Consider the following 24,835-nt stretch of genomic DNA (forward strand, 5'->3'; position numbering starts at 1 on the left):
GCTCAGTAAACGAGACAGGGAAACTTTCCTTGTCTCGTTTGTCCTAATCAGCAATTTGATAAAAAGAATGACCAAATTCAACCCTCTTACCATAAAGAAATCATCCCTCTCGTATTTTATGGAAAAAATTCTTCCTGAAATAAATCTCTATAGAAGTATGTGTTCAAAAAGTTGACGATTGAGGAATCCTACCTTAGAACTGAGGGATAATCGAACATATTTGATCACGCCTTGACTGTTTCAGAATAAAATTAATCATTTTCTTCAATTAACCGTATCTTTTAGCGTTTCTTTTTCGTTTATAACTATGAAAGACATTATAGAGGAGGAAAAAAGACATGCGGCCGCTTGTTAAAAAAACTCCAGAGGAATTGGAACAAGAGTTTGAAGAAGCTATAAATGCTCATATTCAAGAATTACGAAAGTACTGTCTATCCCTTACAAAGTCAAAGTGGGATGGAGAAGACTTAATGCAGGATACGTTATCGAAAGCCTATATCGGTTGGCTTAACAGGCCAAAACCTATTACTAAAGCTTATTTGTTTCGGATTGCTTCAAACACACGGATTGACGGATATCGTAAACGCAAACCTAGTGAGGATATGAACAAGGACTTGACTGAATTTAAACAGAAGGATGATTCACCATCTGATATGGTTTACCGAGCTATTGAAGTGCTTATCGGTGAACTTTCACCTAAACAACGGTTGTCCATGTTACTTGTGGAAGGACTTGGGTTAACAACAAGAGAAACAGCAAAGATGATCAGTGAAACGGAAGGTTCTGTAAAAGCCTCCCTTCACCGTGCTCGAAATAAAGTAAAGCAGATAAAACAGGATAGTTGGATTTCAAGTCTTGAAGAAGATGAGACCTTGCCCTATGTAATGGGACTTCGTAACGGTGACCCTTTAACTTTCGTTCAGCTTTATCAAAGAGAAATACAACAGCCTCTAATGTCGGCTAAAAGCTATCGAACAGAGCTTCATCCCCAGTCGTTATTACAAACAATTTCAGGAACAGGCTCTTCCTATGTGTTAGTTTCCATCATAACAATAAACGGGGATACCCTGTTTATCCCGTTTTATCAACTAGAGTTATTGACCATATTGTCACAGGTAGAAGGTCTTAGAAAAGAATTACCACTTGCCATGTAGAAAGGAGTATCAACATGTCTAATGTCATACCGTATGTCGTAGAGCAAACGAACCTAGGGGAACGTTCATACGATATTTATTCCCGTTTGTTAAAAGATAGAATTATCCTTTTAGGTACACAAATTGATGACTCAGTTGCTAATTCGGTCGTTGCCCAGCTTTTATTTTTAACAGCAGAAGACCCGGATAAGGACATTCACTTGTACATTAACTCACCAGGAGGATCCATTTCTGCCGGCATGGCGATTTTTGACACAATGCAATTCATTAAGCCGGATGTATCGACGATCTGCACAGGATTGGCTGCCTCAATGGGAGCATTTTTACTTCTAGCAGGAGAAAAAGGGAAACGATACGCTCTCCCAAATGCCGAAATGCTTTTGCACCAGCCATTAGGCGGCGCCCAGGGACAGGCAACAGATATTAAAATTCATGCCGACCATATCATTAAAACTAGAAAAAAAATGAATAATATTATTTCAGAACGTACAGGGCAACCACTTGAAAAGGTAGAGAAGGATACGGATCGTGATTATTTTCTTTCTGCAACAGAGGCAGAAGAATACGGAATCATCGACAAACTGATGGAGAATCGATGATGGTTTAACAAGGGAAGTCTTTTCGAAAAACGAAATAATTGATTCGATGAGTGAGCGCTATCGTAAGAATACGATCTGCGCTCATTTTCATTAAATAAAAACAATAGATCTAAACTCTAGAAAGTGCATTTCCTTTTCATTCATTAAACTAAGAAATAAGTCAAATATGAGCATAAGAGCCTTAAAAAGATATACTCTATTTTCACTAACATTCATTTGTACTAAACAACCGAATTAAATTAGCTGCACAACAGACATTCGTTTTCAAATAATAAAACCATTTCCATCCCCAAACGAATAACATATAAAAACGTTTTCTTTGGGGGATAGGTGATGCAAAATTCAAGCAGAATACGTTTGACAGTTGGATGGATTACCTTGTTTTTAATGGGAACAGATTTGTTTGTAGTCTCCCCATTGTTACCCTTTATTTCTCAGGAATATCATATTTCCTCTGCAATCACAGGTTGGATGGTAACCACCTTTGCAGTTACCTATGCTGCCTCAGCTCCTTTTTTCGGTTGGATCTCTGATAAAAAGGGGCGAAGATATTTTATAACATTAGGCTTGTCACTATTCGTGCTTGCCAATATTTTGACAGGTCTCGCTCCTTCGTTTGCATGGTTAATCAGCAGTCGAATCCTAGCTGGCTTGGCGGTGGCCTCCATCACACCTTTGATTTACGCTATTATCGGAGATGTTGCCCCTTCGGATCGACGAGGAGCTTGGCTGTCCATTGTAGTATCCGGGCATTTAATGGCTTTGTGGGCAGGTGCTCCTGTAGGGGCGTTATTGGAGCATTTCCTTGGCTGGCGATTTGTATTTCTAGCAATGGCCTTGATGGGAGCAATTTTGGCGGTTATCAATTTTAAAGCATGGGAATCAATTCCAAGAGTCGCTTCAGGAAGAAAAGTTATAAAAGGGAACATGGTTAGAATATTGGGTTCGGTCAGTGTAACGGCGATCTGGGCCATTTCCATGTACACCCTTTATGTTTATCTAGGAGCAGCCCTTTACTCCCTAAACAAATTTACATCTTCTGAAGTCTCGTTAGCTGTCACAATTTATGGAATTGGAGCTGTTATAGGTAGTCTTACAAGTGGGCAAATAACTGGCCGTTTCGGAGAGGGTATTATATCCAAAGTCACGCTCGCCTTGCTTTCAATCGTTCTAATTGTTTTAGGTGGCTTTTTTTCATCAGGTGGATGGATCTATTTAATATTGTTTGTTTGGGCGCTGGTTGGATATGCAGGGTTTACATCCTATCAGGCACGATTAGCTGCCGATTTTTCAGAACATCGGGGAACTGCCCTAGCATGGAATAATACAGCACTTTACATCGGGATCACACTCGGCTCAGTCATTGGAAGTTATGTGGTGGCAAATTGGGGATATTCGTTGCTCCCTTATATCAGTAGTGGCGCGGCTGCTATTAGCTTCTTCATTGGTATGCACAAGTTACCCATATCACGTCGTTTAGAGGAAGTGAAATAATCATAGGGATGCAATATATTTGATATTCATGCATAAACCACTTATTCCATATGGATCTTTTATTTTCTGATTAACTAACGTCCTAATGATTTATGCTAATTGGGGGATAATTAGGGTAACAGCTTTTCTATGGAGGACCGAGGATGCCAGAACTACCAGAAATGGAAACTTATAAGACCTTACTTCATCAAAAAATAGGTGGACGCACAATCACAGATGTACTAATTAACCGGGAAAAATCGATCAATATTAGGCCAGATGAATTTATAAATAGGGTACAAAATCAGGAAATCAAAGCTATCGAGAGAAGAGCTAAGCATTTACTTTTTCATCTTGAAAATGGCTACGTTTTACTATTACACCTCATGCTTGGCGGCTTAATGTTCTATGGGAAAGAGGAGGAAAAGCCAGATCGTACCGTTCAAATACAGTTGTCTTTTGGCGATCAACACCTCTATTTTATTGGCCTAAGACTAGGCTATCTCCACATTTTGTCACAGAAAGAAGTAGAACAAGAATTAACAGATTTAGGTCCAGAGCCGCTCGATGTAAATTTTTCGCTCGACACTTTTTTAAACCTTATTGAAGATAGAAGAGGCAGGATAAAAACAACCCTTGTAAATCAGGAATTCTTATCAGGAATTGGGAACTGTTATTCCGATGAAATTGCCTGGCATTCACACCTGTTACCGGAACGAAAGATGAACGAACTTAACGACAATCAGAAGGTCCAATTGTATCAATCTATCCGCTTTGTCCTTCATCAAGCGACCCAATATGGTGGCTATATGGATATGGCTTTATTTAAAGAAGATAACAAAACAGGCAACTATAACAATAAGATGTATGTATATGATCGTGAAGGCGAAGGATGCCAGCGTTGTGGGGCAGCGATTATCAAGGAAGAACTCTCGTCTCGAAAAACGTTTTATTGTAAAGAATGTCAAACCTAGTTTTTATACTCTACCCTCAATTCCCAATAGAAAGGGGATCTTTATGAAGTTCGGTAGTCACGTTTCAATAAGAGAAGGCTACTTAGGCGCTGCGAAACAAGCAGCATCAATGAACGCTTCTGCCTTTCAATATTTCCCTAAAAACCCTAGAAGTTTATCAGTTAAGGATTTCAATAAAGAAGATACCATGCTGTGTAAGGAATTTTGTGAAGAAAATCGTCTCGAATCTGTAAGTCACACCCCTTATCCGACAAAATTGACAGTTACGGATAACCACAAAAGAAACCAGGTTATACAATCCTTGTTAAATGATTTAGAGATTACCGAGGCGTGCGGTTCGATTGGGGTTGTCGTACACTTTGGAAAACAGATCAGCAACGAGGATCCACTTGCGAGCTATCACTTAATGATTGAAATACTCAACGAGATCCTTGGTAAGTGGGAAGGAAAAGGTAAACTCCTTCTTGAAAACAATGCAGGCAAGCCTGGATCCATTGGAACTACATTAGAAGAGCTTGTTCAGGTCCGTAATTTATGTGAACAACCTGAAAAAATAGGGTTCTGCCTCGATACATGCCACGCCTTTTCGAGTGGACTGTGGAATGGTGAAAACTGGAGGGGAGTATTGGGAAATGGATCTAAACTTGGATACTTTGAACATTTACATGTCATCCATTTTAACAACTCAAAGTATGCCACCGAGTCTGGGAAAGATCGCCATGCTAATATTTTCGATGACGGATACATAAAAGAAGCCCAGTTTGATGAATTAATTAAAACCTCACAATTAAAGGATATTCCGTTTGTCCTAGAAACACCAAAAGAAAGAGTTACGCATAAAGAAGAGATACGGCAATTGCAGCAAAAATGGGGATGTGGTAATTGAAGTAAAAAGCCGTTATCTGGAATAAAGGTTAGGACACAGAGACAGATGTCAGGGGAACGACTCGCTTTCCCCGTCACCTTTCTCCTTATAGAAATTAACTAGGTAAATAGACGGCCATATTTTTTCGGCAAATGATGAAACAACTGAGCAAGTTCAACTATAAATGCTATTTTTAGCACTCATGCTCCGTTCAGAACATTATGCTAATAACAGAAGGGATTAGAAAGAAGTAGAAGATGGTAAAGGAGACGGAATAGAACTACTGGAGGTTAAAATGAAGAAATTATATATCATTGTTATTGTAGCACTTTTGAATGGATGCTCTGCCTTAAATGATTATTCTTCCATAGGTGAGATAACCGCTCAAAGCAACGATCATGAGGCTATGGTGGGTGATATTCCTTCAGAGTTTACAATTACAGAACGAAGAGGTGGCATCTTGCATGGGTACGAGTTGATTGGTGTCCCAAACAAGTACGGAATCTTAAATGTTCCTATTACAACTAAAGAACCAACTAACTTTTACATCTATTTTTGGGGAGAAGCAAAAAATTTTATCAAGGACGACATGAATATTATTGCAACCCATAAAGAAACAAAAGAAAAGCTTACCAATCATGACATAGACATAAAAGAGCAGGGCGGAAACATTAAAACACCAATACCCGAGCAAGCTGGACTAATTCCGTTGAATACTAAGGAGAAAGTAAGGTTTGTATCGGAAGAGCCAATAGCATTTGCTAAAACGGTGTTATCATTTTCGAAAATAGGAAAATGGGAGGTGAATATATTTAAAGAGAATAGGTTATATACTAGTATTTCCATAGAGGCTGTTAGTAAAGAAGCGAGCCTAGAAAAGCTATACAAGGGTAAAGGTAATTAATGCAAGTATATCGTATCGCCTTTTTACGGGGAGGGAATTTGATTGAATAAATATGGCAGCGATTTATTTAAGGGAGCAGCTCAGTATTACTCGAAATATAGACCCATGTATCCAGCTTCACTCGTACGATTTTTAGTAGATAGATGTGCACTAAGTGGTGGGGAGCAGCTTCTCGACTTAGGTTGCGGGACTGGGCAATTAACAATCAGGTTCTCAGATTGGTGTCACAAGATTGTAGGTATTGATACAGAACCCGAAATGATCAAAGAAGCTAGCCGAATTCATAATGAATTAAGATTCGGTAACATTGAGTGGTTTAGCGGTAGTCTTGAGTATTATAGAAAGAACAACGATGAGAAATTTAAACTCGTAACAATAGCAAAAGCTTTTCATTGGATGGATCGCGCTAAAGTTCTTGAGCACTTATACGATATGGTTACAGTCGACGGTGGAGTATCAATTATTGATAACTATAACCCTGCCTCAAAGTTGACCACTTGGCAAATAACGCTCAATGAAGTGGTTAAACATTGGTATGGAAGTGAGAGAAAAGCTGGCAACACTATATATGACCATCCTAATGAGAGCCATGAAGATATCCTATCAAATTCGTCCTTTCATGTGGAAATCCATGAGTTGCCTCCTTATGAAATAACTTGGACAATTGAAACAATACTAGGAAATCTTTACTCGACATCATACGGTTCAAAGCGTTTTCTCGGAAATAAAGTAGAGGCGTTTGAACATGACTTAAGAAGTAGCCTGCTTGCTATAAATAATTCAGGCATATTTAAAGAACAAGTGGATTTGTCTGTTAAACTTGGTATTAAAGAGCTTTTATAAAGGATGATAAAAACGGATACTAAATCAACGATGACACGTCGTTTTTAATAACAACTGTAGAAAGAGTGTTTGACGCTTGGATTAACTCAAAAATGATGAAAAAATGGTTGTTCACGATGGAGTCAACAAATAAAGTTGCAAATAATAACGAGCCACAAGTTGGTGGTAGATGAGAAATCTTCGCTCATAGGTAGGAAAAGATTACGGTAAAAATCAAACAGCTTGAAAAAGTTGCTGTGAGATGACCTTTACGCAAATCATTGTGGTTCCCCATGGAAGAGAATTGGACAACTGAAGACATTGAAAAGGCTCTTGCTGAATATAACAGCCAGACGGAACAGGGCTTTTATTATATGTTTGAAGGATTATAACAATTAGCTGAGACAGGGAACATTAGATATTAGTCCAAAACTCATGTCACTTATGAAATAAAATGTAGGTCATAATTAAAAAATTCAGTTTAGACGCTTTGATTTTCGTTATCTAGAACGGCTACACCAAAGGCAAGATTGTCCCAGAGAATCTTTTCAATCTTTTCAACTTGATCGCTATCACAGTGGACGATAAGGATCAGTTCCGACGTTTTCTCTTTCACTTTCCTTTGACGATCATGCTTTACTTTAGTCGTTAATATATCGATTAGAAATCCTAAAACAGAACCACCAATGGCGCCAATAATCCCCCATATAATCGGCCCCCATTCTAAATGAAAGCCTACACTTCCGCCAATAACTGAGAAAGCTGTCGCTAGAGCAGCTGCTAGGTCAAATAAGCTAATCCCGTCTGATTGATGAATCGTATCAAAGAGTTTGCTTTTCTCCGTTCTTTTATTGAGGGGAACAGCCAGAATATTTTCTTTAGGAACTTTTAATTGTTCCAGAGCTGAGATTCCTAATTCCAAAAAGATTGAATGTTCGAAGGTAGCCATTACATACATGTGATCACCTGTCTCTTTTCTCAGGATTTAAGGGTAAACGAAAGTTTCTATCTTGATATTTCTTTTTCAAAAAGTTGCTTTGTTCATTATCAAAAAGTTTATTATTTTCTACGGTATTCACGTAGGCATCATACATCGAGAAAAAATAAACGGAAGGTAAAAACATTAGCCATTCCTTATTTACTATGTCATTCGCATAACCGATATCTCCTAAAACAAGATAATGGACTGCTTGAAGAAAATGAGAGTAGTAAACGATAACCACAGCCCAGGTAACAATGAAAGCGGCGACCACTATTCTATGGATGTAAAGCTGCCCTGTTCCAGGCATGAAAAAAGACCACATAGCTGCCACCCAAGGTTTTCTTTTGTCTAAATAATTGATTTCTAATGATGTAATTTGAAAATTTATAAAATCCGAATTTTCTCGCTCACTCAGTATAAAAACTTTATTGAGGTCAACCGAGGTACGATAGCTGTCCCATATCCCATAAATGTAAACAGGAATATAAAGCAGCAACCATCTTGGTTCAAGGACCTCTTTTGCCATATCAAATTGTCCCCCAAAAGTATAAACCATGGATACATTTAACTTTGAGTTGACGTTAATAACAATTTCCCATATAAACAGGAGAAATCCTCTAAGATATTTAGATAGAAGAAGGTGCCCAAACCCCGGAAAAGCAGCCGACCACCAAGCAATTATATAAGGATTTCTTAAATGGATCTGAGTGGTGCCCAAAGGACTAACATAGGCTCTATATCTTCGGGCCCGATTTGTATTCTCATAATTTTGCAAAAATATTCCCCTCATTTTAAACGTTTTTCATTCTGTCATGTTTACTAGCTTTTTTTATTATTCCAAGTTTTAGGGTTTATATTTATTGTTTTGGGGATTTGTGTAATCATAAGCTAACATTCGATTGATATAAGCTATTTAGACAGTTTCCCTTTGGAAGGATTTTTGTTGTATATAACGAATAACTATTAAAATAGTCTGAATTTTATTTGAAGGGAGTGGTTGGGGATGTGTGGGATTTGTAAGCAGGCATGAAGAAAGGGATTTTAAATTAGCAAAACACCGTGATGAATTACTTCACAATGCACTAAATGATTTAATCAAAGACCCCAACGTTTTAGCTATTTATCAGGGCGGGTCCTTGGCAAAAGGAAATTACGATCATTACTCAGATATTGATTTACACATTATCGTAACTCCCGAGAAAAAAGCTAATTATATCCGCGACAAGCGTAAACGTCCAAAAAAATGGGGCAGCGTTTTATTTTATGAAGGTACAGATGATTCACCTATTGTAGTAACACATTTCGATTGTTTTGTGAAAGTTGATATTTTTTATAAGGAACCTAGTGAGCTTCAACCGTCACTGTGGTTACAGAGACTTAGAGCTCTCTATGATCCCTGTGGTTTAGTTGAAAAAGTACTAGACCAGTCTTCCAAATTAGAATATCACCCCACCACGTACGAACTTGAAGTATGGCGTGGAAAGGTGTTTGCTTTCATGCATGAGACGTATCGGGCTGTAATGAGAAATGAGAGCTTTTATGCGTTATCTAATTTAGACAGATTTCGTTGGTTGATAGTTGCTGGTTGGTATATGGAAATGGGAATACGTGTAGACAGTCCATATGGAGTTTGGTCAAAACTAGAAGGGAAAAGAAGTCGTTTGAATAAATGGCAATTATCCTTATTAGAAAGTTGGGAATGTAGTCGCAGTTCTCATGATATTATGAAAACGATGGCTAGCATGGTACCGGAGTTTATGCGACTGAACAAGAAACTTTGTAAGGAAACAGGTTTGGAACAAAGAGAAGAGTGGTGTAAGAAAATAATAGAAATGGTCTTGTGATTACAGGGGTTTTCTTACACTTTTGAAGTAACTTAAAGGATTCATGAAGGTATAATAGAGAAACCGATATGTAGAGGACATTGATCTTTGATAAAATTAAATCCATTAGCCCCAGGCATCTTTGTCTGGGGCTAATTAGCTTGCCCGATAATTAGGACTTTTGAAGTTATTTAGTTATTTTACGATTAGAAAAAATAATGCTCTCATATCTATGTACTAGAGTCAGGTAAATAGAGACTAGAAGATAATGACTTGCTGACGTAGTACTAGTTAAATGAACAATAACAATGTTGGAGTTGGTAAATGTGGAAGTAAGCAAAGGTGTTACCAGTGAGAAATGGGGCAGTATTCTAAAAGAATTGGACACAGAAAAGTTCCTTCTCAAACTTCAAAATTACCTTGCGATGACACAGAATGCCAAAGTAAATTTGCCTCTCTTCAAAGATATACAATATTTGGATAAGAAATTAAGTAAACTAACCTCTGAAGAGAAGAGACTATTAAAAATTAAAATCAATTCTCTGATAACCTATCTCGACGATGTAAACAAGATTCACTTTCCTTCTCCATTTATTATAGGTGTTTTTACTGCAGTTATTTCATTAGTTCTTGGGGTTATAATTAAAGATCCTGCAGCTTTCCCTGAATGGACAATCTCTATGATTTTCATTTGTTTCGTTTTATTTATACCAGGTATTTCGTGGTTTAATTTGATTCAATCCGGCAGAGATGCAGAGGTCAAAGGGATCTTAGTAACGATTAAAGATATACTAGAGGTGCAATCTTAAATATTACAGTCTTTAACGCTCTTCATGTAAAAATGAGGAGTGTTCTTTTTAATTTTAACAGGTGATAAAGTAGAAAGTGGAGTACAAATTCATTCACATTATGATGGGCCTGGTCAGCATAGAGTGCTATTTATTAAGCATTTGGTATAAGAGCAAGAAGACCTCAAATTTTTTATGGCCTAGAGTTTCAAGTCTATCGACACACTTAAACTTAACAGACAGCTATTTATAGTATGTTTTACCTGGATAAATTGTTTAAAATCGAGGAAAGGACTTTTATCGAATTGGATAACTAACCAATCTTTTTCTACCTGCATACTGAAACTTTTCCTATTTTTAACCGTACATTATTTAGGTATAATTAGGTGGAGGTTTTCGATGGAAGAAAAAAAGTTTCTCTCCTTAGTTGGATATATATCCTTAGGCTCATGGCTCATCTACTTCATCATGTATTTTAACAGCTACCCCTTCGATAAGATATAAAAGGTGTGGTTTGCATTTGTATCACGACAATTATGTATTTTACGTTTGTACATTTATTTTACAGGAATAAATACGGTAAGCGAATTGTCATAGGCTGCTTAATTATTACTTTTAGTATTTTACTTCTTATTATGTTTAACTTTGATTATGTAACCAGTTATTTACATTAGACATTGGTGCTTAATAGAAAAAAAGATGTTTAAATCGTGTTTGTAAACAAAAATTGGTTCACAAAGTTTAAAAACTCCTCCTCATAAAAATGGTCATATTTATATAAAGTGTGAATGCTACAATGCGGTAAATTGAAGAAGGGCGTATCAACCATAAGCATTCGTCCTTCTTTTATTTCTCGACTTACAGCAAAGGCAGGGAGGAAGGAGATCCCCATCCCTTCTAAAATGAATCTTTTGGTTGCATAGGATTGTGTCACCTTCAAGAAGTTTGGAGATGCGACATGGCGCTGGATTTCCCTTTTTAATCGATCCCAATAACTTGGATGGTGGTCAGTGAAAATGATAGATTGATTAAGCAACTCATGAGAATCAAAAGCTGGCGCTGACTCAAAATCGTAGCCATCATGGACTGTAACTAGGTTTATCCTATCTTCAAACAGCTTTTCACAAAATAGGTTGCCATTAAAACTAGGTAAACACGAGAAAGCGATGTCTATCCGATCACTTTCGACGAGATTTTGTAATTGGGACGACTCAGCTACCTGAATGGCCAATTCTATATCCTGGTATTTCTCCTGAAACCTTCGCACAACACTGGGAAAAATACTATCTACCAGAAGTGGAGTTATTCCAATAGTTAATGTTTTTCGATAGCCTTGTTTAAGACTATACACTCTTTGAATAGCCGAATCATAATGTTGCAGCAGCTCCATTGCCTCACCACGAAACATTCTGCCAAATTCGGTAAGTTGGATGTGTCTACCTTTTTTTATAAACAACGATTCCTGTAATTCCTCTTCAAGCTGCTTAATATGTAGACTTACAGCAGGCTGAGTAATATATAATTGTTCCGCTGTCTTGCGATAATTTAATTCACTAGCAGCCAACACAAAGGTTCTAAGCCACTTCATCTCCATCAATAGCCCACCAATCATTAATTATTATTGATTTAATCATTATTACTTAATTTTTATTATTACTCTTCTACCTTACAATAAAAGGGAAGGAGGCGAAAGCATGTTATACCCGGGGCTAAAAGGAGTTACAGCTGTTGAAACAGAATTGAGTGATATTGATGGGAAGACGGGGAGGCTGTATTACCGTCATCAGTCTGTAGAAGAGATAGTGGGTGCTCGTGGTTTCGAAGAAGTATGTTATTTTTTATTAGAAGGAGAGTTCCCAGATTCAAGAGAACTACAATGGATGAAGGAGTTGCTAGTAAAGGAACGTTCAATTGATAACGAATTGAAGGCATGGATTGAACAATTAACAAATAAACAATCAATTGTAGCAACGATACGTTCAGCAATATCTTGTTTAGACAGATCTAAGGATCAGTGGCCCATTCAAACTAGTGAAGCCATTCGTCTGATAGCAAAACTTCCAACGGTTGTTGCATATAGTTATCGCAGCAAAATGAATCTTAAGCCAGTGGAACCGCTTAACGAGTTGGACCACGTTGAAAATTTCCTTTATATGTTATTTGGAACAAGAAAGACGAGGGAGGAGGTTCGGGCTCTTGAAGCATATATGGTGCTTACTGCTGAGCATGGAATGAATGCATCCACGTTTGCAAGCAGGGTCGTAATATCTACTGGAAGTGATTTATATTCGGCTGTAATTGCGGCTATTGGGGCATTAAAAGGACCGTTACATGGAGGCGCGCCGACTGGAGTATTGGATTATATAGAAGATGTAAAACACCAACCAGTTGAAGAAGTAATTAGAAAAAAGCTGACTAATCATGAAAAAGTGATGGGGTTCGGACATCGTGTTTATAAAGCTAAAGATCCTAGAGCTGAAGCGTTAAAAGCACAACTAATGAAAATTGAACCTAAGCCAAATTGGGTCGATTTCACATTAAAAGTCGAAAGTGAAACAGTTAACTGGCTTGATGAATTAAAGCCTGGTCGTAAACTTTATGCGAATGTTGAGTTCTACGCAGCCGCATTGATGAAAGCAATTGAAATACCTGCAGATTTATTTACACCAATTTTTTGTTCCAGTCGAATTGTCGGATGGTCAGCACACATTATGGAGCAGTCTAGAAACAATACAATTTTTAGACCGGCAGCTAAATATAAGAAAAGCGAATAGAAAATTCCTATTCCGTCTCACTATCATAAGTTTACTTGGTTAGTGAGACGGAATTTAATCCTGTCTCGATGACTTCCTATAATATATATTATGTAAACTAACAAAAAGAAATTCACACAGGGAATGTCTTGTCCCCCTCTGAATTCATTCAAAAGAGTAATTTTTAAAAATAAGTGATTGACATTTTATTCAGTCACTTATTTTATTTCCAAAATATCACTATATTTCTTCATTTAAAAATTTAGCCGTATGCTGATAAACATCTTTTTATTCATCCAGATGAGTCCACGTCGCTAAGAACTCGTGAACAGCTCCTTCATATTGCTTTAATTCCACATTCACACCGACTTTTTTCAATTTTTGGCAAATAACTCTCCTTCATCCCGCATCGAATCATGTTCTGCTGTAATCACGAGTGCTGACGGAAGATTTTCCGCATGGACTTGTACACGCTCTTCCAACGGTAATACCGGTTCATCCATCGTTTTTCTAGCCTCTTGCGGATTGATTTTTTGGTTAGAATCTGACTCTGGCAGTATTTTCACATCACGACATTGAATTTTCTTGATATTCCTGAAGGGCCCCCTAATCTATCCGTTTGTATCACTCGCCAACAAGCGCTTTAGGTTGTCATCAATAAATTTATTATCGGCGTTGTTGATCCCTCGACCAGCAAAATGTCCCCAGATCGATTCTATTGGTTTAAAAACAGCATTAGACATAAGGTTGGCCTCGTATTCGTTATCGTCCGCTGTGCAAAAAAGATCCGTACTTCCCGGCATGATACAGGCAAGTGCTTTAATGTTTTTGAGTGCTTCATCAAAATCTCCGTTATAGACGGGATTTGCACTAATATCAGCGAACTGTCCGGTCCATAACATGGCAAGGACATTGTGAGGATCCATCTTCATAAAGCTGTTTTCCCAGATGCCAACCACAAAATCTTCCAATGAGTCATATCTCAACTCACGATAAAGTCCTTCTCTGTAAAACGCCTGAGACAAGCCCCATCCCGCATAGACACGTCCAACAGCCCGCATATTTTCAGAAGTCAAATGATTTAGTTTGCTTGAATCAAAGTTAACTGCAGCCATGAGTGCTGCTTTCATTCCGTCAAGAACTACATACGTATGTGGCCAAGTCTTTGCTGCCCCATTGAAAGGTGCAATTCGTTCCACCATATCTGGATAACTGGCGCCCCATTGGAATGATTGAATGCCCCCCATTGACCACCCAACTACGAGAGCAATCTTTTGAATACCGAATTTTTCAGTTACCAACCTATGTTGTAATTTAACGTTATCATAAATTGTTACCTTCGGAAAATTTGTCCTGTCAAATGGGGAAGGTGTGTTACTGGGAGACGAAGATAATCCGTTACCCAACAGATTTGGAACAATGATAAAGTATTTTTCAGGATCCAGAACCATCCCTTTGCCAATTAACCACTCGTTGTTTTTATGTGTGTCTCCAAATGCTGTAGGATAAACAACCACATTGCTTTTGTCTTGGTTTAATGTACCGTAAGTCTTAAATGCGAGAAATGCGTCAGGCAACGTCTCCCCCGATTGAAATGTAACACTTCCAAGTTCAAAGATTTCATAATCCATCATAACTGACCCCTTTCATTGATTCATTTCTGCGTCTTCAGTATAAAGGAATGGTATAATCAATAAAAGTAAACATTTTTGAATTTGACATTCAAAAAAAATGAATAGGGGATGAAATCATATGGAAATACGTCAACTTATGACCTTCAGAACAGTCGCTTTCACGTTAAATTTCACCCGGGCTGCTGAAGCACTCAACTATGTTCCATCAAATGTTACAATGCAAATACAATCCTTGGAAAAAGAACTTGGTACACAACTCATTGACAGATTAGGAAAACAAATTACCCTTACTGACGCTGGGAAAAGATTCTTATTACATGCAGAAAAAATTTTAAACAGTGTGGATGAAGCACGTTTGGCTATGAGAGAAAATGAAGAGTTAACGGGTACCCTTTCCATCAGTGCCAATGAAATACCCAGCTCCTATCGTTTACCTACCGTTTTACAGTCTTTTCGCGCTCGTTACCCTAGCATTCGGCTAATCTTTCATCCTTTTACTAATGAACAACTTAAACAAAGTCTTTACGATGGAAAAACGGACATTGTTTTTATGTTGGATGAATCTGTTGGTTCAAACAACCTTATGATTGAACCTTTAATTGAGGAACCTTTTCTATTTCTCGTTGCGCCAAACCATCCACTAGTACAACGGGCATCCCTTCGTACAGAAGATTTCCAAGGAGAACCGTTTTTACTTACGGAAAAAGGATGTCCCTATCGTACACTTTTTGATCGAACCATAAAGCAACAAGGAATTCACGAAAGTATGACGAATTTAGAATTTAGTAGCGCCGAGACAATCAAACAGTGCGCAATGGCCGGCATTGGTATTGCATTTTTACCTGCGATAGCCGTTAAGGCTGAGCTGGAACGTGGAGAACTGATTTCCCTTCCTTGGGAAATACCCAATCTCCGGGTTGTTACCCAAATGGTGTGGCATAAAGACAAGTGGCTTTCACCTGCAATCAAGGCGTTTTTAAAATTAGCCAGAGAGGTTATTACCTCGAAATAAATTTTGAGATGATTTTGTCCAGGAGGGGCGCTTTTTTATTCCGTTAAATGGCCCTTACATGCGATATCAGCGCGATCCATTATTAATGAATCGCGCCCGATTGTTTAACATTTCTTCTTTAATGCTTAATCACAAGATACCTTTACTTTCGGTTAGCAAAATTAGCATAATTTTACGAGAAGAGATTAATCGATTCCACCCTTAATCTTAGGTCTGCTAAAAGAAAACCATTCATATGGATATGAACATGGATATGAACAAATTATGAATGAGAAAAATTATGACATCATTCATTTGCATTTTTCCATCGAGAAATGTTTGGTTCTGATGGGGCCCTTCGGACAGGGCCAGAGCTTCCCGGATTCGATCAGGTGTACAAGAAGATGGCAAATCAAGTTCATCGGGAAGAATTACTCGCGGCAGCAAAAGAAGTGGACCGATATGTATTTGGAAAAGCACTCTCTTTATTTCTGTGTGTTCCGCAAAAAATTTACGCAGTTAATAAACATATAGATTTCAAACCATATCGGACTACTTTTGAGCTTGCAGAAACAGAAGTTGGAGAAATGCACTGGTCACGAAGGGGAAGGTAAAACTAGTATAAAGAGGCTATTCACTTAGGAATAGCCTCTTTCGATGTTTAGGTATCATCCTAATTGCTCTTTAATCCATCAGCAGTTGAAATCCATTTTGTTACATCATTAATATGCTTTCTATCCCCGGCAGGTAAATCTTTTTCGGGGAAACCAATATAAAGAAAACCTAATACTTCACCATCTTTAGATAATCCAAACAAATCTTGCATTAAGGGATCATAGGTTGGTTTACCAGTTCTCCAAAATCCACCTAAACCTAATGCATGTGCTGCTAAAAGCATATTTTGAATCGATGAATACACGGCCCCATACTCTTCTTTAGCCAAAACTTTTGGATCATCGGTTGGTTCTGCTGCTACAACAATCACGGTGGGAGCACGAAAAGGTTTTTTTAATCTCTTCGCAAGTTTCTTCTGATTAGATTCGGTTGAAGGATCCTCCATGTCTCTTTCCGCAATCTTAGCAAGGGCTTCCCCGAGCGGTTTTCTTCCCTCTCCAGTCAAGACAAAATAGCGCCAAGGCTCTGTTCTGTGATGACAAGGGGCCCATGTGCCAGCTTCTAATATTTGCTCTAATAAATCTTGTGGAACGGGTTTCTCTGATACAAGTCCCACACTTCTTCTCGTTTTAATCGCTTCTAAAACATCCATTGAACGGCCTCCCTAATTCTTTTGGTCCTCATCCCTTATGGTTCATATGTTGTTGTATTTGATAAGGGTCTATCTATAGCTTACTATATACGAGCTCTTTCAACTAGCTATACAGAATTATTATGATCCTTGATCCCTAGTGACAGCTTTTTTCTCTGCAAAATTTAATTAGAAACAACCTTTACGTAGATACCTTTGACGGATTTTTTAAGCGCATTTTCCCCCATAACCTTTACCTTTCGTGATACTTCGGAGGCCATTACTGTCCCTTCGCCAAGTAAGATAGGTGGATCAATAAGTCTAACTTTATTTTTAATGTGTATATCGTAGTTGGTCTGATCTTCTTTCGCCCCAACATGATCATGGATTTGACTAAGCAAGTTCTCAAGACGAGGATCCTTTGAAGATTTTATAATAGAGATCACCTCTTGATCCGTTTTTAAAAAGTCATCCAGAGTAAGTATTTGTTTATCCATAGCTAGCTTTAATGTTTTCGATAGCACATGATTTCCATAAATATTTAAAGGATCCATAAAGAAACCAATCACTTCTTTGTAGTAGGTTTCCACAAACCACTCGGCAGCCACAATCTTATCAAGATGCATTCTACCATTGTGTACGATGAGATCGTTTAGGAATTCACGTGCTTCTTCTAAAGATATTTGATCATACCTGTACATATCACGTAATGTGTAATCAACTCTATCGGCACACAGCAGAGGTGCTGGCTGCTCAAGCAAAGTCCACTTGGGGTCATCTATAAGAATATCTTTATAATGATAGCCGTATTTCTCTAAAATGCCTGGAATCTCTGACCCCATAACCACTTTCTGATAAATTTTTTCATGATAATCCTCTTTCTCGTTTCCCAGGGCAAAATCGATCACATGAGAAAACGCTGTGTGTGATACATCGTGAAGTAATCCTGCTATTTGCTCCTCAACCGAGCCACCCAACGCGTCATTCTCCTAAGTTGGTGGGAATTCTGGCACTCTTTTTCTGGATATATGCTAATTGGGATATTTGTAAAAAGGTTAGTTGATAATCTAGAACGTGTACACGTAAATAGGTGATGTCGTATATGTGTAACAAAACATCCAGCCTCTATAGTTAGAAGCTGGATGTTAATTCTTCAATTTATTATTGTTGCCCCTGTTTCACCCATGAAGCAACGGTCACAGTACGTTTGGCTTGATGTTTAACAGCTTCCTGAATATCTTCTTGCATGTTTCCTTCCTGGTCGACGGTGACACTCGTTCCATAAGGGTTACCGCCTGCAGCGAACGTTACAGGATCTGAATAACCTGGAGCGGCGATGATCGCACCCCAGTGCATCATCGTTGTATAAAGATTTTGGATAGTTGCTTCCTGGCCGCCGTGTGGGTTATTCGCTGAAGACATTCCACTTACTACTTTGTTAATCAGTTTCCCATTAAACCAAAGTCCTCCGGTCGTATCAAGGAATTGCTTCATTTGTGCCGGTAAGTTACCAAAACGAGTTGGCATGCTGAAAATATAAGCATCTGCCCATTCAAGGTCTTCTAAAGCGACTTCAGGTACATCTTTTGTTGCATCAATATGAGCTTTCCAAGCAGGGTTTTGTTCAATTGCTGCTTGTGGGGCAAGTTCAGGAACCTTAACTAATTTCACTTCAGCACCTGCTTGTTTCGCTCCATCCTCTGCCCATTTTGCCATTTTATAATTGGTACCTGTTGAACTGTAATAAATCACTGCTAATTTTACATTTTCCATTGATAAATCACTCCTTTTGGTATCTTTTTTAAACAAATCTAATATCCCCATCTAGTGCACCACCAATCCAAGCTTAATGAAATCTGATGTGAACGACATTTTTATTTGACCGTGTGTGCATACCATTGGGCAGCTTTTTCAATTTCATTACGGGTCAATTGATGACCATTATTCTCCCAATGGAGTTCTACACTTGCTCCAGCATTTTGAAGCATCTCAGCTAATTCTGTTGTCTCCTCCGGCTTACAGATTGGGTCATTAGTACCTGCCCCAATAAAAACGGGGATGCCAGACAAATCAGGCAGTTCAATACCTCTTCTTGGAACCATTGGATGAAGTAAAACAGCACCTTTTAATGTATTTGCAAAATGGAACAAAAGACTTCCGGCAATATTCGCACCATTAGAATACCCAATCGCGACCATATTACTACGGTCAAACCCATAATCGTTTGCTGCAGTCTCTAGAAATTCTTCTAGATTTTTGGTTTGGGTGATAAGATCTTCTTCATCAAACACTCCTTCAGCCAAACGTTTAAAAAAACGCGGCATGCCATTTTCGCTTATATTACCACGTACTCCTAGAATATCCGCAGACTCATCAATCATCCCTGCGACAGGTAATAAATCCGTTTCCGTCCCTCCAGTTCCATGTAAAAGAAGCAATGTTGGTTTACTTTCGTCTGTACCATTATGAAAAATGTGTTTCATTATTGGTCCTCCCTTATTTTTCGAACTGTAATTGGGGTAAGAAGGTCTTCAATTTGTGAACGCTTGAATTCCAGCCACTTTGGCAACTTTAATTCTCCACCTAACTCCTCAAAGGACTCATCGCGAGTAAAGCCAGGAGGATCTGTTGCAATTTCAAACAATAATCCGCCCTGTTCACGGAAATAGATGGCTTCAAAGTAATCACGGTCTTTTACGCCTGTAGGGTGATAACCATTTTCACCGAGGTAGGTTTGCCATTCCTTATGATCCTCAAAGTTTTTGGCACGAAAGGCGATGTGATGAACGGTGCCAACCCCCACTATTCCCCGCGGACTAGCTGCTAACTTTATGTCCACGATATTCCCTTAATTTCCATAGGATTGAAACCGAAGATAGCCGCCTTCTTGACCAATATTTTCCATCCCTATGACATGTTCAAGCAAATTTGCTGTCTCATATGGTTTAGCCGTATTTAATACGGTCCCTCCAAATCCTTTAATGGCTTTGTCTGAGGATAGGCTGCTTTCTCCCCACTTACTGTTTTGCCCTTCCCTGCGAGCGACAATTTCTAGGTGTAGACCATGGGGATCTTTAAATTGAATAAACTCTTCATTAAAACGGGTTTCTTTGTTAACCTTTACATTAAAGTTTGCTAGTCGTTTTTCCCAGAAATTAAGGGATTCTTCTGGGACAACGAATGTAGTAGTATCAACTTGACCAGATCCAATCCGTCCTTTTTGGGCGTCGTCCCAGGGAAAGAAGGTGATAATCGTTCCCGGCTGCTCTCCTTCGTTACCAAAATACAAATGGTAAGTGCCCGGATCATCAAAATTTACTGTTTTCTTAACTAGTCTTAAACCAAGCACACCACTATAAAAATCCACGTTTTCCTGCGGATTGCCTACGATAGCAGTAATATGGTGGATACCTGCAGTTGCTTTTTCCATCATTATTCTCCTTAATGGTTAGGTTAACCAAATAATTAATCTCTCATGACAAGACACTCTAAGCTCAATTATCTTTAATTCAGGATATTTGCGTAAAAAATTTACTAATCCTTTAATGAGAGGCCCAATCTTTTTAGCAAGATAATCAATGTTTTTTGTTCATTTTCACTCAATTCTCCGAAAATACCTTTGATGGCTGCCTGGTGTTTTGGGAAGATCTCATCCATTAATTTCTTTCCTCCATTTGTGATATCAGCATAGATCACCCGCCGGTCTTTAGGACATCTCACCCGTTGCAACAGTTTCTTTCCTTCTAATTTATCAACAACATACGTAATGCTGCCACTAGCAAGCAAGATTTTCTTGCCAATTTGTTGAATGGGCTGCTCACCTTTATGGTAGAGCAACTCTAATACCGCAAATTCAGTCGGGTTCAATCCATATGTTCGAATGTCTTCTCTAATCTTTTCTTCAACGGACCTATATGCACGGGATAATACGATAAACGATTTTAATGATGAATCATGATCAATGTGATTATGATGTTCCATTAATATCATATCCTTAATTCATTTGTCTTTAATTCGAGATAAATATATCATGTGTACTTACAGATTGTCAAGATTCGGATTCCATAACCAAAGATTTTTGACATCTTACTGTAGGTAGATCAGATAAAATAAAAAGAAGCTAGCTGAAAATCAACTAAGCCTCTTTACCCTACAATTATCCTCTTAATTTTTCATTTTTTCTAAAAAAATTTAAAACCCAGTTAACCTGATTTCGGTCAATAATTTGTCCATGAAGTGCTCCAAAAAAAGTGTCTTCTAGATCAACTGCCACTTTTCCATCCTTTTTTAAGGAATTGAATACTTTTGTGATTTCTTCTTCACTATCGAATTGCATCATTACTTTTACATTTTCCCCATTTGTTACAGGTATTCCATAGGAGTCAGAAAAATGGAGAGTACTTCCATTAACATGTAATTCAGCATGCAGAAGTTTGCCTTCCTGCTTGTTTAACACTTTTATTTCGCCACCAAAAATATCGTGGTAATATTCCACGGCTTCATTACAGTTTTCAACTACAATAAATGGATAAAGCTTATTCACTAAATGCCCCCTTATTTAGTCATTGTGCTTCATTACTGTCTGATTCTGTTTTTGTATAACTTTATCTTCTTTCATAAGCTTTCCTATAGCTCGCTTAAATGCGGATTTACTAATTTTAAATATATCCCTAATTTCATCTGGATCACTTTTGTCTGTTAACGGCATAACCCCATCATGGTCAACTAAATAATTGTAAATTTGGTCAGCATCTGGGTCCATGCTATGCTGCTTTAAGGGGCGCAGTGAGATGTTTAGTGTGCCATCCTCTTTCACATCGATAATACGACCTTCTATTGTTTCACCTAATCTTGGTTCAGTTTTCCGTTCATAAGGATGAATAAAGCCTCGGTAGCCTTCTTCGGTTAAGACAAATGATCCTGCTTTTGTAGACCTGTAAACTCGCCCGACAATGGTCTCATTTAGCAGGTTTTCTGGAGCCTTTTCAAGATCCTCCAAAACTTCCCCCTCTGAAATCGGCTCTGCAAACACCCTCCCTTTTTTATCTTTTTCTAAACTGACAAATAGCCAGTCTCCTTCTTTAGGCCAGACTTCTTTAAGGATTGGAAGATGATCCTTTGACACAAGGAATGCTTTGTCAATACCAATATTCACAAACACACCTAAATTCTTCACGACTTCCTCAACTTCCGCCCAGCCATAAGTGTCTAAACGAACCTCTGGCAGCAACATAGTTGCTACTGGATTTTTCTTGCGATCATTATAAAGAAAAACGGTGACATGTTCACCAATCTCTTCGATTTCACCATTAACTTGGTCATGGGGAAGAAGAATTTCATCTTCTCCATCTGATAGTTGAAACCCTTCTGCTGTTCTTTTTATTACCTCCATTGATTGAATCGTACTTATTTTAGTTTGGTCCATGAAATCCCTACTCTCTTTCACTCATAATGCCTTCTATTATAGCTAATCATTAGACAAAGAAAAAGCTTTGTACTAATTTGAATTATTTGCAATATAATCGGCTAGCAACTTATAGGAATGTTTTTTTGCTTCAAAATCAAAAATGTTAGTAATGAGAAGGAACTCATCTGTTTGATAAGCTTCACTTAACTGCTTTAGTTTTCTATAGACCGTTTCAGGGGTACCAATGATCGCCCTTTTGCGATTACGTTTAATTTTATCAAGCTCTTTTACTGTAAATGTATGTCCTTTCACTTCACTGATGGAGGGAACTCTCGTTTCTAACCCCTTCTCCACTTGCAGGAGCCACATATCCTGGCTTAAGGCAAGTTCTTCTGCTTTCTCAGTAGTCTCAGCACAAACAACAAATACACATACATTTACTTTGGGCTCCTGCAAACCTACCGATGGCTTAAACTTTTCTCTATACGCATACAATGTTTCAGTAGCATGTTCGGGATTAATGAAATAACCAAAGGTGAAGCCTGTACCATTGATAGCGGCATGTCTAGCTCCGCGCTCTGAAAGACCTAAAACCCAAATATCGGGGTTGTCGGAAGTATGTGGCTTGGCGGACACTCCATAGTAGGCATGCTCCTTTGGAATAGTTCCATATAAGAAATCCTGTAATTCCTTTACCTGTCTTGAAAAAGAACTTAATGGTTTATCGAATCCATCTGTTAAGGCAGCCCTCGTTTTTTTACCTCCTCCAGGCGATCGGCCTAACCCTAAATCAATACGACCGGGAAAAAGAGCTTGTAGAATTTTAAACGACTCCGCCACCTTAAGCGGACTATATTGAGGTAAAAGCACACCGCCAGAACCAACGCGTATTCTCGAAGTTTGTGAGGCGACATGTGATATTAAGACCTCTGGTGAACTGCCAGCCAAGCCATTCGTGTTGTGATGCTCAGCTACCCAATATCGTTTAAAGCCCAATGATTCTGTCCATTGAGCCAATTCGATCGTTTGCTTTAATGCTTGTTCTGCTGATTGTCCTTTGGATATAGGGCTTTGATCCAACACGCCTAGTTTCATATTGACTTTCCTTTCTAAACCTCATAAGTATCATTTATTATTCTCGTATTTAGACGTTAACGATACACATCTTTCATAATTTGATTTAATATGTTTAACTGCTCTTCAAACAAAATTTTGTACTTCTTTTTGAGCACATCAAATTCTTCCTTGCCCTGGTCGGTTAAAGAATACCAGAAGACTTTTTGTCGTTTCTTTTCATATGATTTATAGCCATCTTTCCGGTTAAGTAATCCCTCTTCTGTCATGTCATGTAATGTATCTAGTAATGTAGATGGCGCAGGAATCCAATTGTTTGTCAACTTATGGAATTCTTCTTTGAAATGCTCACTTATCATTGGTTGACGAACTTGTAATAGATGCATAATATAAAATTTAGTGAATTGTGCTGCACTCATGTTCAAAGCGAATTTTTTCGGATTATTTTTATGAGACAAAGCAACCTCACCCCTTACCTGTTATAAGTTTATTCTACATTAAAAGGGTGTGGCGTTGTCTACTTATACGAACATTCGTTCAGTTTTTAAATAATTTTTTGGATTCTTTTCGGAGTTGCTACTAAGTTTTAAGAGAGAGTCTTTATCTTTTTAATAAATAAGTTTACCGCTTTTCTATGAGGAAAAATAAATATTTGTGCGTGTTGGCAATGCTGCTCAATGGCTGTCATTGCTTTGTTTCTTTTTGTTTTAGGATAATCCCATATGTATTTAAGAAAAGCGAGTTCCATCCGTTCCGGACACCCTGGACCGATATCTTCCCTTGTTTTACCGATATTTTGCACCCATCTTTTAAGGGCACTGTACAGACAAACATATCGATTTACATCGATAAAAATAATGGTATCCGCCATTTCTAACCTTTCTTTCCAGACCCCACTGTAGTTGCCCTCAATAACCCATTTATTTTTTTGTAAATAAGCAGCCTGTTTCTCTCTTAACTCTTCTTGAGTGGATTCCTTCCAGCCAGGTTTCCAGAATAATCGATCCATATGTATAACATCGTATTGATAGACTTGTCCTATTTGTTTGGCTAAAGTCGACTTTCCCGAACCAGCTGAACCAATGACCACAACCCTTTTCATACTGTTTTCCTCCAATATTTAAAAGCCAGGTGTAACTACCTGACTTCTTTACAATGATATCTCAAATTTCAAATTGTTTGCCTTTATCATGCACAGAAACATGCTATCTTTCATAGTTTATCAATATCCTGTTCATAACTAAATAAATGTCGCTTTTTTTGAAACTTATAACATAATTTGTTCGTCTATAATAATGAAAAAAGTGTTTTGTCCAGAAAAAAAGCACACCATTGTGGGGGCAATA

Annotated in this window: 26 protein-coding genes and 2 pseudogenes; 12 read left to right on the top strand and 16 right to left on the bottom strand. The window is 38.1% G+C overall.

Features of this window, described 5'->3' with window-relative positions:
• The first annotated feature begins 338 nt into the window (after positions 1 to 338).
• The 7 genes from MUO14_RS00230 to MUO14_RS00260 all read left to right on the top strand — a co-directional run bounded on the left by MUO14_RS00230 (position 339) and on the right by MUO14_RS00260 (position 6,812).
• Positions 339 to 1,154, top strand: a complete 816-nt coding sequence (locus MUO14_RS00230) for an RNA polymerase sigma factor (RefSeq protein ID WP_244753071.1) — start codon at positions 339 to 341, stop codon at positions 1,152 to 1,154.
• Between the two features lie 14 nt (positions 1,155 to 1,168).
• Entirely contained in the window at positions 1,169 to 1,753 is a 585-nt protein-coding gene (gene clpP / locus MUO14_RS00235; protein WP_244753072.1) for an ATP-dependent Clp endopeptidase proteolytic subunit ClpP, read from the top strand.
• Positions 1,754 to 2,086: 333 nt separating this feature from the next.
• Positions 2,087 to 3,247: an MFS transporter gene (locus tag MUO14_RS00240; protein WP_244753073.1), complete on the top strand. Its 1,161-nt coding sequence runs from the start codon at positions 2,087 to 2,089 to the stop codon at positions 3,245 to 3,247.
• A 143-nt stretch (positions 3,248 to 3,390) separates the two neighbouring features.
• Complete coding sequence (mutM, locus tag MUO14_RS00245) at positions 3,391 to 4,200, top strand: bifunctional DNA-formamidopyrimidine glycosylase/DNA-(apurinic or apyrimidinic site) lyase (RefSeq protein WP_244753074.1); 810 nt, start codon at positions 3,391 to 3,393, stop codon at positions 4,198 to 4,200.
• A gap of 43 nt (positions 4,201 to 4,243) precedes the next feature.
• Complete coding sequence (locus MUO14_RS00250) at positions 4,244 to 5,086, top strand: deoxyribonuclease IV (protein WP_244753075.1); 843 nt, start codon at positions 4,244 to 4,246, stop codon at positions 5,084 to 5,086.
• A 274-nt stretch (positions 5,087 to 5,360) separates the two neighbouring features.
• Positions 5,361 to 5,969, top strand: a complete 609-nt coding sequence (locus MUO14_RS00255; RefSeq protein ID WP_244753076.1) for a hypothetical protein — start codon at positions 5,361 to 5,363, stop codon at positions 5,967 to 5,969.
• Between the two features lie 42 nt (positions 5,970 to 6,011).
• Entirely contained in the window at positions 6,012 to 6,812 is an 801-nt protein-coding gene (locus MUO14_RS00260) for a class I SAM-dependent methyltransferase (protein WP_244753077.1), read from the top strand.
• Between the two features lie 460 nt (positions 6,813 to 7,272).
• On the opposite strand, the gene MUO14_RS00265 is transcribed toward MUO14_RS00260, so the two are convergent.
• Positions 7,273 to 7,740, bottom strand: a complete 468-nt coding sequence (locus MUO14_RS00265) for a hypothetical protein (RefSeq protein WP_318035999.1) — start codon at positions 7,738 to 7,740, stop codon at positions 7,273 to 7,275.
• 13 nt (positions 7,741 to 7,753) lie between these two features.
• Positions 7,754 to 8,299: a hypothetical protein gene (locus tag MUO14_RS00270; protein ID WP_318036000.1), complete on the bottom strand. Its 546-nt coding sequence runs from the start codon at positions 8,297 to 8,299 to the stop codon at positions 7,754 to 7,756.
• A 481-nt stretch (positions 8,300 to 8,780) separates the two neighbouring features.
• Between MUO14_RS00270 and MUO14_RS00275 the strand changes: the two genes are divergently transcribed.
• A complete protein-coding gene (locus tag MUO14_RS00275) occupies positions 8,781 to 9,617 on the top strand; it encodes a nucleotidyltransferase domain-containing protein (protein WP_244753080.1) in 837 nt (278 codons plus the stop codon).
• A 305-nt stretch (positions 9,618 to 9,922) separates the two neighbouring features.
• A complete protein-coding gene (locus tag MUO14_RS00280) occupies positions 9,923 to 10,405 on the top strand; it encodes a hypothetical protein (protein ID WP_244753081.1) in 483 nt (160 codons plus the stop codon).
• 682 nt (positions 10,406 to 11,087) lie between these two features.
• Here MUO14_RS00280 and MUO14_RS00285 read toward each other — a convergent pair.
• Positions 11,088 to 11,978: a LysR family transcriptional regulator gene (locus MUO14_RS00285; protein WP_244753082.1), complete on the bottom strand. Its 891-nt coding sequence runs from the start codon at positions 11,976 to 11,978 to the stop codon at positions 11,088 to 11,090.
• A 100-nt stretch (positions 11,979 to 12,078) separates the two neighbouring features.
• On the opposite strand from MUO14_RS00285, the gene MUO14_RS00290 reads away from it, so the two are divergent.
• Positions 12,079 to 13,158 (top strand): citrate/2-methylcitrate synthase, encoded by a 1,080-nt coding sequence (locus MUO14_RS00290; protein ID WP_244753083.1) that lies wholly within the window; start codon positions 12,079 to 12,081, stop codon positions 13,156 to 13,158.
• Positions 13,159 to 13,511: 353 nt separating this feature from the next.
• Here MUO14_RS00290 and MUO14_RS00295 read toward each other — a convergent pair whose 3' ends face one another.
• Positions 13,512 to 13,640, bottom strand: coding sequence for an alpha/beta hydrolase fold domain-containing protein (locus MUO14_RS00295; protein WP_244753084.1), 129 nt, complete (start codon positions 13,638 to 13,640; stop codon positions 13,512 to 13,514).
• 108 nt (positions 13,641 to 13,748) lie between these two features.
• Positions 13,749 to 14,768 carry an alpha/beta fold hydrolase gene (locus MUO14_RS00300; RefSeq protein WP_244755748.1) on the bottom strand — a complete coding sequence of 340 codons (1,020 nt, stop codon included), beginning with the start codon at positions 14,766 to 14,768 and terminating at the stop codon, positions 13,749 to 13,751.
• A 121-nt stretch (positions 14,769 to 14,889) separates the two neighbouring features.
• On the opposite strand from MUO14_RS00300, the gene MUO14_RS00305 reads away from it, so the two are divergent.
• Positions 14,890 to 15,783: a LysR family transcriptional regulator gene (locus tag MUO14_RS00305; protein ID WP_244753085.1), complete on the top strand. Its 894-nt coding sequence runs from the start codon at positions 14,890 to 14,892 to the stop codon at positions 15,781 to 15,783.
• Between the two features lie 383 nt (positions 15,784 to 16,166).
• On the top strand, positions 16,167 to 16,376 hold the full coding sequence (locus MUO14_RS00310; RefSeq protein WP_244753086.1) for a hypothetical protein: 210 nt from the start codon (positions 16,167 to 16,169) through the stop codon (positions 16,374 to 16,376).
• Positions 16,377 to 16,435: 59 nt separating this feature from the next.
• Here the strand turns inward: MUO14_RS00310 and MUO14_RS00315 are convergent, their stop codons facing one another.
• The 11 genes and pseudogenes from MUO14_RS00315 to MUO14_RS00365 all read right to left on the bottom strand — a co-directional run bounded on the left by MUO14_RS00315 (position 16,436) and on the right by MUO14_RS00365 (position 24,591).
• A complete protein-coding gene (locus MUO14_RS00315; RefSeq protein WP_244753087.1) occupies positions 16,436 to 17,029 on the bottom strand; it encodes a nitroreductase family protein in 594 nt (197 codons plus the stop codon).
• Between the two features lie 164 nt (positions 17,030 to 17,193).
• Positions 17,194 to 17,985, bottom strand: a pseudogene (locus MUO14_RS00320) (HD domain-containing protein); the annotation flags it as partial.
• A gap of 184 nt (positions 17,986 to 18,169) precedes the next feature.
• On the bottom strand, positions 18,170 to 18,781 hold the full coding sequence (gene wrbA, locus MUO14_RS00325) for an NAD(P)H:quinone oxidoreductase (RefSeq protein ID WP_244753089.1): 612 nt from the start codon (positions 18,779 to 18,781) through the stop codon (positions 18,170 to 18,172).
• A gap of 101 nt (positions 18,782 to 18,882) precedes the next feature.
• Entirely contained in the window at positions 18,883 to 19,491 is a 609-nt protein-coding gene (locus tag MUO14_RS00330; RefSeq protein WP_244753090.1) for an alpha/beta hydrolase, read from the bottom strand.
• A pseudogene (locus tag MUO14_RS00335) lies at positions 19,491 to 20,438 on the bottom strand (ring-cleaving dioxygenase). Before MUO14_RS00335 ends, MUO14_RS00330 begins: the two are co-directional and overlap by 1 nt.
• 104 nt (positions 20,439 to 20,542) lie before the next feature.
• Entirely contained in the window at positions 20,543 to 20,989 is a 447-nt protein-coding gene (locus MUO14_RS00340) for a MarR family winged helix-turn-helix transcriptional regulator (RefSeq protein WP_244753091.1), read from the bottom strand.
• Between the two features lie 175 nt (positions 20,990 to 21,164).
• A complete protein-coding gene (locus MUO14_RS00345) occupies positions 21,165 to 21,551 on the bottom strand; it encodes a VOC family protein (protein ID WP_244753092.1) in 387 nt (128 codons plus the stop codon).
• Positions 21,552 to 21,566: 15 nt separating this feature from the next.
• Positions 21,567 to 22,433: a CvfB family protein gene (locus MUO14_RS00350; protein WP_244753093.1), complete on the bottom strand. Its 867-nt coding sequence runs from the start codon at positions 22,431 to 22,433 to the stop codon at positions 21,567 to 21,569.
• A 72-nt stretch (positions 22,434 to 22,505) separates the two neighbouring features.
• Complete coding sequence (locus tag MUO14_RS00355; protein WP_244753094.1) at positions 22,506 to 23,510, bottom strand: LLM class flavin-dependent oxidoreductase; 1,005 nt, start codon at positions 23,508 to 23,510, stop codon at positions 22,506 to 22,508.
• Positions 23,511 to 23,566: 56 nt separating this feature from the next.
• Positions 23,567 to 23,947 (bottom strand): PadR family transcriptional regulator, encoded by a 381-nt coding sequence (locus MUO14_RS00360; RefSeq protein ID WP_244753095.1) that lies wholly within the window; start codon positions 23,945 to 23,947, stop codon positions 23,567 to 23,569.
• 128 nt (positions 23,948 to 24,075) lie between these two features.
• Positions 24,076 to 24,591: a P-loop NTPase family protein gene (locus MUO14_RS00365; protein ID WP_244753096.1), complete on the bottom strand. Its 516-nt coding sequence runs from the start codon at positions 24,589 to 24,591 to the stop codon at positions 24,076 to 24,078.
• Positions 24,592 to 24,835 lie beyond the last annotated feature (244 nt).

Source organism: Halobacillus shinanisalinarum (assembly GCF_022919835.1).
Taxonomy (GTDB): Bacteria; Bacillota; Bacilli; order Bacillales; family Halobacillaceae; genus Halobacillus_A; species Halobacillus_A shinanisalinarum.